This is a genomic window from Myroides sp. DW712 (assembly GCF_046557355.1).
Classification (GTDB): Bacteria; Bacteroidota; Bacteroidia; order Flavobacteriales; family Flavobacteriaceae; genus Flavobacterium.
In genome coordinates, this window is record NZ_JBKFDO010000007.1 from 179327 (window position 1) to 190585 (window position 11259).

Here is an 11259-nt window from a genome sequence, read left to right on the forward strand (position 1 = left end):
TTCAAAAGTTTTTAATATTTCTCTCAAATCCAAAAATTATTATTTATAAACATTCTACTTTGATGAAAAAACAACAGTACTTTTAGCTTTTTCGCTCAATTAATCTGAAATAAATTATTTTTTATCGTATAATTTTAAGATATTTCAACTTTTCATTCCTATTTAATAAAAAAACGACATTTTAATCTATTGCTAAAATGTCGTTTTCAATCTCTTAGATTGTTATTTTCTTATTTTTTGATCCAATTATTATGGAATTTGCAGTCTCTATATTCACCCTGAATGTTAATATAGGCATCATTTATCTTCTTCGTAATCCATTTTTGTAGCTCTTCTTCTTGCTTTTTGTTCAACGCCATGTTTTTTACCTTGGTATAATCGTCGACAAAATCAATTTTATGTGAAGCAATTTTTTTATTAATCGTTACAATACGATAACTTTTTTGCTCTCTGTAATCTGTTTTTAAAGCCACAGGAGAAATTTCTTTTTCTTGTAGTGAATTAACTAAGAAATACAATTCACGGTCTTCCATTTTATTCAAATCAAAACGAGGATCCATCGTCATCGGGTCTCTTAGTACTCCCCCATTTTGTTTGGTATCTTTATCATCTGAAGAGGCTGCTGCTGCATCCGCAAAGGTAATTTCGTGATTGACAATTTTTTCGCGAATTCCTTCTAACTTCTTCTTCGCCTCTTCTAATGCTTGTTCCGTTGGTTTAGGAACCAATAAAATATGGCGAACATCTAAATGTTGTCCTCTAATTTTTTCTAAGTAAATGATATGAAACCCAAATTCCGTTTCAAAAGGGGCAGAAATTTCCCCTTCGGATAAACTAAAAGCAACCTCTTTGAATTCTTTAGCAAAAGGAGTTTTCTTTGTCATCGAGTAAAAACCACCATTGGCTGCCGATCCTTTATCATCTGTAAATAGTACTGCCTTACTAAAGAAGCTCGCTCCATTATCTAGCACATCGGTACGCATTTCATTTAAGCGATCGATTACTTTTTGTTTTTGCTCTTTGGAGATTTCGGGTTTGACTACAATTTCTGCAATTTCAACCTCATCTCCTACAGTAGGTCTTTCATCTTCTGGGATGGCTCTATAGAACTGTCTTACCTCTTCTGGTGTAATCGTCACTTTTTCTACGATGTGTTTTTGCATCGCTTGTGTTAGCTTATTTTGCTTTACAATATCAAAGAAGTAATCTCTAAACTCTTCTTCTGTTTTTTTGTTGTAGAAACCTAAAATACGCTCTATTCCACCTACTTCTTCCACCATTCGGTTAATCTGATCATTCATGAATCCTGTAACTTCGGCATCACTTACTTCAATACTATCCTGAACGGCCTGGTGAGCATATAATTTATCTTCTAATAAACGCTCAAATAAGTCACATTTTGATAAATTTTCAATAGGAATTCGCTGTGCTTTTAGCTCCAACAACGTTTTATCGATTTCTGATTCTAAGATTACATAATCTCCAACTACACCAACTACACCGTCAATTTTTCTTTTTCCTGTTGGATTTTGTGCTTGCATTCCCCCTACTATCACACACGATAGCCCTAGTGCAAACAACACCTTCTTACTGATAAATTTCATAATTTTTATCTTTTTTTGCATCTTTTAAAATATCTTCTTCTATCTGTTTTAATAATTCCATCTTTCGATTATTTAAAACCATCAAACGCAACGATGGCTCTAGATAGGAATAAGGAACCTCATCACCTTTTCTCAATACTTGATTGATACGCACAAAGTACGTACTATTTTCATCCTTAACCTCGAAATAGGTATTATTTTTTAAATATTGTTCTCTGTTTTCGGCATTAATAAAAGGAAGTTTCTCATAAATTTGAGAAACATTCACCCAAAGTGAATCATTCAATACATACGATTTCATTTGTAAAGAGAGCTGATCGAGTACCTGATACTTCACATCTTTTCCTCCATTAAATCCCTGTTTCACCTTAGTAAAATGTGTATTGGAATTTAGAATATTGACATAGGATAGTTTCACTAACATATCATCTACTCTAAATCCTTTTTTAACTTGATCGTAATAGTTTTTGAGATCACTGTCGCGGACAACGGTATCGATGGACTGTTGCACTAACTTCTCTAAATAGCCTTTAATCAATAATTCTGATTTAAAGTTAGCGACCAATTCATCAATTTCCTTCTTCTTTTCATCCGACAAATTAAATTCAGCCGCATCCATTAACAGCTGTTTTGTCGCCCATTTATTGATAAATAGTTCTACCATCGCGATACTATCTTTTACTGTACTCTGAGGAGGAACAATATGTTGCAAAGAGGAACGCTCTAAATATTTGTCATCTACTCGAGCGACATATCGATCGCCATCCAATTTTTTCTGCCTATCACAACTCGCATAGCCGAAAAGAATTCCTAGTAAAACTAGGCGATATGCAATTGTTCTTATTGCTGTGTACCTCATTCCCTATCCCTTGTTTATATTTCTTATTCGCTAACAAAAATAACATTTATAAGCCATAAACGCGATTATTTTTAAAAAAACGAATCAAAATACGCTTAAATAAACGCCTTAAAAAACGGAATTAACAATATTACTAATACCTCATTTATTTACCGTGAGGATTAACATTCTATTTAGTTTTTTTTCCGCCTATTCCTTTCTTTTATATATTCACTCGTATTTATCTTAGGCTCTTTTTTTCTTGTCCTTTTCTAGATTTGCTCTTCTTCATAGGAAACGATTACCACTCCATTATTATTATTTTCCGCAAATAATGAGTATTTTTGCAACCTAATTTTTTTAGAGATGAGTTTTTTAACAGAAATAGAACGCAGAAGAACATTTGGTGTCATTGCTCACCCCGATGCTGGTAAGACTACCTTAACAGAGAAATTACTACTTTTTGGAGGGGCCATTCAAGAAGCTGGAGCAGTTAAAAATAATAAGATTAAAAAAGGAGCTACCTCCGATTTCATGGAGATTGAGCGCCAAAGAGGAATCTCCGTTGCTACATCTGTCTTAGCCTTTAACTATAAGGACAAAAAAATCAACATCTTAGATACACCAGGTCACAAGGATTTCGCTGAGGATACCTTCCGTACGTTAACGGCAGTTGATAGTGTAATTGTAGTAATTGACGTAGCTAAAGGGGTAGAGGAACAAACCGAAAAATTAGTAGAAGTATGTCGCATGCGCAACATACCGATGATTGTTTTTATCAATAAATTAGACCGTGAAGGACGCGATGCGTTCGATCTAATGGATGAAGTAGAACAAAAACTACAATTGAAAGTAACTCCGTTGAGCTACCCTATCGGAATGGGGTATGACTTCAAGGGAATCTACAATATTTGGGAAAAGAACATCAACCTGTTTACAGACGACAGTCGAAAAAACATTGACGATGTATTGAATATTTCCGATTTAGGATCGGAAGAATTAGATACGTTAATCGGAAATAAAGCCGCGGATAAATTAAGAGAAGAGTTGGAAATCATTCACGAAATCTACCCTACTTTTGACCGTGAGGCTTATGTACAAGGGCAATTGCAACCCGTATTTTTTGGTTCTGCTCTAAATAACTTTGGCGTACGTGAACTATTGGATTGCTTTATCCAAATTGCACCATCACCTAGAGCAAAAGAATCAGATACGCGATTGGTTGAACCAACGGAAAAAGGATTTAGCGGTTTTGTATTCAAAATTCACGCGAATATGGATCCTAAGCACCGAGATCGTTTGGCTTTTATCAAAATTGTATCGGGTACTTTTGAACGAAATACGCCTTACTTACATGTACGTCAAAATAAAAAATTAAAATTTTCTAGTCCGAATGCTTTCTTCGCAGAAAAGAAAGAGATTGTGGATATTTCCTATGCTGGAGATATTGTAGGCTTACACGATACAGGAAACTTTAAAATTGGAGATACCTTAACCGAGGGAGAAATCATGAGTTTTAGAGGAATTCCTAGTTTCTCGCCAGAACACTTCCGATACATCAACAATGCCGATCCAATGAAGTCTAAGCAATTAGAAAAGGGAATTGACCAATTGATGGATGAAGGAGTAGCACAGCTATTTACCTTAGAGATGAATGGTCGTAAGGTAATCGGAACTGTTGGAGCCTTACAATATGAGGTTATTCAATACCGTTTAGAACACGAATATGGTGCGAAATGTACGTATGAAAACTTCCCGGCGTACAAAGCGTGTTGGGTACGCCCAGAAGATCCGAAGAATGAAGAGTTCAAGGAGTTCAAGCGTATCAAACAGAAATTCTTAGCGATCGATAAATCAGGTCAATTGGTATTCCTAGCGGATAGTGAATTCTCTGTTCAGATGACACAGAGTAAATTCCCTACGGTAAAATTAGGCTTTACTTCAGAAGAAATTAATAAATAACTAGTTCTATAACTACACCTTAGTGTTCAAATACAAAGAGGATAGATTTTTTTGATCTATCCTCTTTGTATTTTATAGCGTTACAATTTCCTTCAAAAAAGACAAATGTCCTTTCCTATGCTATAGAATTACGGAAATTTACACTTTTATAACTAAGCACATATAACCATGCAACTACACCAAAAAATAAAAACCATCGCCTTTGACGCAGATGACACCCTATGGGTAAATGAGCCTTATTTTCAAGAAGCAGAACAAGCATTCACACAATTATTGAAGGAGTATGCCTCCTCAGAGACGCTTTCTCAAGCCCTCTATCAAACCGAAGTAAAAAACCTCCCACTCTATGGGTTTGGTATCAAAGGATTTATTTTGTGCATGATAGAAACCGCACAACAAATTAGCTCAAATCGAGTTTCTCCTATGGTAATTAACCAAATCATTGCCCTAGGGCACGATTTATTACAAAGACCCATTGAACTATTAGAAGGAGTTCAACCTACACTTGAGGCTCTACACGGAAAATACAAGTTGATTCTCGCAACAAAAGGAGATTTACTCGATCAAGAACGAAAAATAGCCCGTTCCAATTTAGCGTCCTACTTTCATCATATTGAAATTATGAGTGATAAACAAACGACGGATTATCAACAACTCTTACAGCGCTTGGCTTGCAAACCTGAAGAGTTTTTCATGGTAGGTAATTCCATGAAATCAGATATTTTACCGGTCCTCGCGTTAGATGCGCACGCAGGTTATTTACCGTATCATGTTACCTGGTCGCATGAACAACACGATAGCTTACCGCAACACACTCAATTTATCGCTTTGCAAAAGATGACGGATTTATTGGAGATATTGTAAGTGGTGAGGGTTTGGTGGGGTTTGGTGAGGATTGGTGGGGGTTTGGTGAGGATTGGTGGGGATTGGTGAGGGTAAATCAAAGAACAAAGAACACACCTTTCAAGATAAATTCCCTGCCTTTATTTTGACCTCCCTCCAACACTTCTCCAAGTTTCCTTCGACAATACTTGGAAAAAGCGCCTTTTTGTCGAAGGAATGTCGAAGGAATATCGAAGGAATGTCGAACATGCCTTGAACATAATAGGTTTAAATTGGGTTGGTGAGGATTAGTGATAAACCAAAAAACAAAACACGAATAACAGAGCACGAAAACCAAAGAGCAAAGAACAAAGAGCAAAGAACAAAAAAAAACAAGCTTGCGTATCTACCCAAGCTTGTTTTTTATGACACTATGTTCTGTAAACCATCAACCGTCAACTGTTAACCGTCAACTATCTTATCCCTGATTGATTCAACCAGTTACTGTATTTTCTACTATTTTGATTGTGTTGAGCTAAGGTTTCTGCAAATTCGTGGTATCCCATGCGATTTACACTCGCACAAAAATAGATATAATCGTGTTTTTCTGCGTTTAACACCGCATCAATCGTTCCTTTATCTGGCATAAAGATTGGGCCTGGAGGAAGTCCTACATTTTGGTAGGTATTATAAGGAGAAACCAATTCTGTATCCTTGTGGTACACGCGTTTGATTACTTGATCAAAATCATTCGTATACAATTTTTTCGCATAGACTACAGTTGGATCTGCTTGTAAAGGCATTCCCATGCGCATGCGATTCAAATACACCCCTGCTACTTTTGCTTTTTCATCATTTTTGCTAGTTTCTTTTTGAACGATTGAGGCTAAGATAGCCACTTCAACTGGAGTCAATCCCAAAGCAGCTGCTTTTTCTTTGCGTTCTTCATTCCAAAATTTCAGGTATTCCTTATGCATTCGATTGCGCATTTTCAATGGCGTAACTGTCCAATAAAACTCATAGGTTTCTGGTAAAAAACCAACTAAAACACTTTCTTTGGTGAAACCGTTTTCTTCCAAAAATTGAGGATCATAAAACACCTCCATCATGGCAATACTATCTGCTTCCACTTGAGAGGCAATTCTTCCTGCTAAATTTTCAATGCGTTCTTGGTTGTTAAACGTCAAGCGAACCGGTACATTCTTGCGCAACGCTTCAATTAGGCTATAACTATCCATTCCATTGGTCAATTTGAAACGCCCTGCAATCAAATTGCTGTTATAGCTGCGTTGGCTTGCAATTTCTTCAAATCCCTCTGGATTATTTAAATAAGGACGTAAAGCTTCTAAAACATTCATGAAATTATCTGATGTTTGGATATAGAAATACTCTTTTTCGTCCCAATTTTTCAAATTAGGAGAAAAAGCTTTCTGATACCATACATACAAATAACCTAAAAAAGCAAAAGCTCCTACTACAGAGAGTGCGATTAGTATATTTTTAAATTTCATCTTCTTTTAAAATATTAACTGATACATTATTTCATCTTTATATGTCTGCCCCACTCGGGTCCACGCTTTTTTTACGCCAATTTTCTGAAAATTATAGTTAGCGAACAACTGAATACTTGCCTGATTATCGGATGCAATATTAGCATAAAGTTGGTTCAAAAAGAGAAATTCTCGACTATAATTCAGCACTAATTCCAGTGCCTGAGAACCAACACCTTGTGCTCTGTTTTCACTATGTTGTATGACAATTCCCACTCCTGCCCTACCATTTTTAGGGTCAAAATCGAATAAATCAATCAATCCCAACGTTTGGTGGGTCTCTTTGGAACAGATGACCAAGCGCAATTGTTTGGCTTCATATATATCCAAATGAGCATTTTCCAGGTATTGGTGAATTAAAAATCGACTATAAGGGGTTTGTGTATTACTCACCTCCCATAGATTCACATCATTTTCTATTTGGTAAATAAATTCCAAATCTTCGGGTTCTAAGGCGCGAAGATAAATCGTTTCAGCAGCTAATCTATTCATATTTATATACTAATAGTCCCTTCAAAAACCAAGGTTGCGGGTCCTTTTAAAAATACCTGTTGATACACCTCATTTTCATACACAAAAGAAACCGACAGTTCACCTCCCTCTACTTCAATCTTCACTTCGTTCTGATCTACTTTCCCCAAAGCATGCATAGCCAAAGCCACTGCTGTTGCACCTGTTCCACAAGAGAGCGTTTCATCTTCCACTCCCCTTTCAAAGGTGCGAATGCGGAAATGATTCGGTCCTTCTTGTTCCACAAAGTTGACATTGGTTCCCTTAGGACCATAGGCTTCACTGTGGCGAATCTGTTTTCCTTTTTTATATACCTCAAAATAGGGTAAATCTCGAACAATCTCCACATGATGAGGCGAACCTGTATGAACAAACACCCCTTTTGGTTGGTATTTTACTTCCTGTACATCGATCATCTGTAAAGCAACATTACCCGCTGCATCAATCGTGGCATAATGCAGTCCATCTACCGCTTGAAACTGACATTCGTCTGCTATAATTCCCAATTGTTTTGCAAAAGCCACAATACATCGTCCTCCATTACCACACATGGTACTCTCCTTGCCATCCGAATTAAAATAGACCATTTTAAAATCAACTTCTTCATCCTCCTCTACGAGAATCAATCCATCTGCTCCAATTCCAAATCGACGATCACATAAATAAGCAATCGCTTCTTCGTTCGAAGCATCAAACATCTGATCTCGATTATCAATCATGACAAAGTCATTTCCTGTTCCTTGGTATTTCCAAAATGACAACATATACACTTGTTTTTTGCGTTCGGAACCAAATTTACGAATAATCCCCTTCATTTGACACATTGTTAACCATTGGTTAAACACTTTTTAATTCCCTCAGACCTTTTTTATTTTTACTTCTATCACATTTTTATTCGTCCAATTATGAAAAAATTCTTTACTACTTTTTTCACCTGCTTACTAACTGCAGGTCTTACTTTAGTAGGTTATACCTATTATTTGGAAAAACAAATAGCGACTAAAAAAGAGCCACAACAAACCGAATTCACTACTTCTCACCAGCGATGGTCAACAGCCAATCCGGTAGACTTTACCACAGCCGCAGAAAAAACGGTCAACGCAGTAGTTCACGTCAAAAACTTAAGTTATATCACCACGCGTACGAATCCCTTACTGGAGTTTTTTTATGGCTATAAAGGTGGAACACAAGCACAGGTCGGAACAGGTTCGGGAGTTATTATTTCAGAAGATGGTTATATTGTCACCAACAATCACGTGATTGCCAATGCCTCCGAATTAGAAATTACACTCAATAACAACCAAACGTATAAAGCACAACTCATAGGCACAGAAAAGCAGATGGACTTAGCCTTACTCAAAATTAACACCACAGAGAAACTACCTTTTTTAACCTTTGGTGACTCTGATGCCATTCAGTTAGGCGAATGGGTATTGGCTGTTGGAAATCCCTACAACCTGACATCAACTGTAACCGCGGGTATTATTTCTGCTAAGGCAAGAAATTTATCTGAAACAGGGATTCAATCTTTTATTCAGACCGATGCTGCCGTCAACCCAGGAAATAGCGGTGGAGCTTTAGTCAATGCTCAAGGAGAACTCATCGGTATCAATACAATGATTTCTTCTAATACTGGTTCTTATGTGGGGTATGCTTTTGCTGTTCCGTCTAATGTGACCAAAAAAATTGTAGAAGACTTTTTAGAATTCGGCAATGTACAACAAGGAGCACTAGGTGTTTCTGGTTTTGAATTGAACAGCAACTGGGCACAAAAACTAAACCTCGATAGTAGTCAGGGATTTTATATCCAAGAGGTGGTTAAAAACTCAGATGCAGCCCATGTAAATCTAAAGAAAGGAGATATTATTACCGCGATTAACGGACGTCCTATCACCTCCTTTGTTGATATCAAAAACATTCTCAACACCAAACGTCCAGGAGATAAGGTACAACTAACAATCAACAGCAATAACAGCATCCAACAAAAGGAAATTCGGTTAATTGCTGCCTCTGTATCTTCTTTTGATTTTAATGGACTGACCTTTGAGGACGTAAGTCCAGAGGAGCGCACCCGTTACAAAATCAAGTATGGGGTCAAGATTACAGCTATCAGCAACGAGAAATTTCTTCCCTACCAAGGAGAGCTCATTCACGCCATCTTACTTGCTGTCAATGGGCAAAAAATAACTACAATTAATCAAGCAAAAGAACTATTTAGTCAATTCCAGGAGAGTCAACGTCTCAAATTGGATATTTTATCTCCTAAAGGTGAACTAATTAAAGTTTATTTGTAAAAATGGACGCTGGGAATCCAAAATTTAACTTTTGTTTTATTCATAAAAAAAGTGGACTTTTGCACTAATTTTATACAACACAATCTAACACAATATGAAAGATACAAGTTTATACGAAAAGGAATTGGCTTTTCAAGCAGACAGAAGAAAAGCATGTGTAGAGTTTATCAAAATCGTAAGTGATTTATGGTTTGACAAATCTATTGAATTATTAATGTTCCGCAATCAATTGATTGACCGTAGCGTTAGTGATATCATCAATTTACATGAATATGCTGCTAAGTTTGTAGAGAAACCGATTAACATTTTTGATACGGTTGAAATAGCGAAAGCAATTCAACAAGCTGATCTTCCACCTTCGAGAATTGATATTGGCCGTCTAACGTATGAATATCATTTAGAAGACAACAAACACAGCAATGCGTTAGGTTTTGTTGTTAGCAAATTAAAAGATGCAAAAAACACAGGAGAAATTATTCCTAAAGATGTAGTACTTTACGGTTTTGGACGTATTGGTCGTTTATTGGCTCGTGAGTTAATGAACAAAATCGGGAAAGGACAACAAATGCGCTTAAGAGCTATTGTTACCCGTGATAAAAATGATGCAGTATTATTAGAGAAAAGAGCTTCTTTATTGAAATATGATTCTGTACACGGTGATTTCGAAGGTTCTGTTATTGCAGACCCTGCAAACAATGCGTTAATTATCAATGGAACTACTGTTCACATGATTTCTGCTGCTACACCAGAAGAAATTGACTATACCGCTTATGATATTGACCATGCGTTAATCATTGACAATACGGGAGCATTTACTACAGAAGAGGCTTTAAAACGCCATTTATCTTCAAAAGGAGCGTCAAAAGTATTATTGACAGCACCTGGTAAAGGAGTACCTAATATTGTACACGGTGTAAACCACAATGAATATAACCCTTCAGAAGTTAATATTTGGTCTGCGGCGTCTTGTACGACCAATGCTATTACACCGATTTTAAAAGTGATGGAAGATAACTTTGGTGTTGTAAAAGGTCACTTAGAGACCATTCACGCCTATACCAACGACCAAAACTTGGTGGATAATATGCACAAAAAATACCGTCGTGGTAGAGCAGCTGCTTTAAACATGGTAATTACAGAAACAGGAGCAGGAAGTGCTGTTGCGAAAGCCTTACCATCATTAGCAGGTAAATTGACTTCAAATGCAATCCGCGTACCTGTTCCAAATGGATCTTTAGTGGTATTAAACTTAGAAATCGGAAAAGAAACTTCTGTTGATGCCTTAAACGAAGTAATGCGAAATGCTGCATTAAATGGAGATTTAGTTGAGCAAATTAAGTATTCATTAAACAATGAGTTAGTATCTTCTGATATTGTTGGAACTTCAGCACCTGCTATCTTCGATAGTAAAGCAACAATTGTTTCTGCTGATGGTAAAAACGTTGTAATGTATGTTTGGTATGATAACGAATATGGTTACAGCCACCAAGTGATTCGCTTAGCGAAATACATCGCACAAGTAAGACGTTATACGTATTATTAATAGATAAAAAAGAGGGTGTCCCAAAAGGTCACCCTCTTTTGTATTTTATAAAACGTTACTTTTCTCTTTGCTTAAAAATTCTTGCAATTAAAACGAGTTTTAGACTTATAATTTGTCATTTTTCGTTTATCAGTCT

Annotated in this window: 9 protein-coding genes; 4 read left to right on the forward strand and 5 right to left on the reverse strand. The window is 36.5% G+C overall.

The genetic code is table 11. The annotated features are described in order from the left end of the window. Window positions 1-230 precede the first annotated feature (230 nt). Together ACLJX0_RS07790 and ACLJX0_RS07795 are read right to left on the reverse strand one after the other, a co-directional pair. Window positions 231-1604: a peptidylprolyl isomerase gene (locus ACLJX0_RS07790; protein WP_410879622.1), complete on the reverse strand. Its 1374-nt coding sequence runs from the start codon at window positions 1602-1604 to the stop codon at window positions 231-233. Then, complete coding sequence (locus ACLJX0_RS07795) at window positions 1588-2463, reverse strand: hypothetical protein (RefSeq protein ID WP_410879623.1); 876 nt, start codon at window positions 2461-2463, stop codon at window positions 1588-1590. Before ACLJX0_RS07795 ends, ACLJX0_RS07790 begins: the two co-directional genes overlap by 17 nt. Window positions 2464-2808: 345 nt before the next feature. Here ACLJX0_RS07795 and ACLJX0_RS07800 point away from each other — a divergent pair, with 345 nt between their 5' ends. Both ACLJX0_RS07800 and ACLJX0_RS07805 read left to right on the forward strand, forming a co-directional pair. Next, window positions 2809-4404 (forward strand): peptide chain release factor 3, encoded by a 1596-nt coding sequence (locus ACLJX0_RS07800; protein ID WP_410879624.1) that lies wholly within the window; start codon window positions 2809-2811, stop codon window positions 4402-4404. 168 nt (window positions 4405-4572) lie between these two features. Beyond that, entirely contained in the window at window positions 4573-5268 is a 696-nt protein-coding gene (locus tag ACLJX0_RS07805) for an HAD family hydrolase (protein ID WP_410879625.1), read from the forward strand. Window positions 5269-5699: 431 nt separating this feature from the next. Here the strand turns inward: ACLJX0_RS07805 and mltG are convergent, their stop codons facing one another. Genes mltG through dapF form a run of 3 tightly spaced genes read right to left on the reverse strand, consistent with a single transcriptional unit; the run spans window position 5700 to window position 8050 of the window. Continuing rightward, window positions 5700-6737: an endolytic transglycosylase MltG gene (mltG, locus tag ACLJX0_RS07810; RefSeq protein ID WP_410879626.1), complete on the reverse strand. Its 1038-nt coding sequence runs from the start codon at window positions 6735-6737 to the stop codon at window positions 5700-5702. 6 nt (window positions 6738-6743) lie between these two features. Then, window positions 6744-7268: a GNAT family N-acetyltransferase gene (locus tag ACLJX0_RS07815; RefSeq protein ID WP_410879627.1), complete on the reverse strand. Its 525-nt coding sequence runs from the start codon at window positions 7266-7268 to the stop codon at window positions 6744-6746. Window positions 7269-7270: 2 nt separating this feature from the next. Next, window positions 7271-8050, reverse strand: coding sequence for a diaminopimelate epimerase (gene dapF, locus ACLJX0_RS07820; RefSeq protein ID WP_410879630.1), 780 nt, complete (start codon window positions 8048-8050; stop codon window positions 7271-7273). A gap of 141 nt (window positions 8051-8191) precedes the next feature. On the opposite strand from dapF, the gene ACLJX0_RS07825 reads away from it, so the two are divergent. Then, the gene (locus ACLJX0_RS07825; RefSeq protein ID WP_410879628.1) at window positions 8192-9580 is read left to right on the forward strand and encodes a trypsin-like peptidase domain-containing protein; all 1389 of its coding nucleotides are present in this window, start codon (window positions 8192-8194) and stop codon (window positions 9578-9580) included. A gap of 94 nt (window positions 9581-9674) precedes the next feature. After that, on the forward strand, window positions 9675-11123 hold the full coding sequence (locus ACLJX0_RS07830) for a glyceraldehyde-3-phosphate dehydrogenase (protein WP_410879629.1): 1449 nt from the start codon (window positions 9675-9677) through the stop codon (window positions 11121-11123). The last annotated feature ends 136 nt before the right edge of the window (window positions 11124-11259 follow it).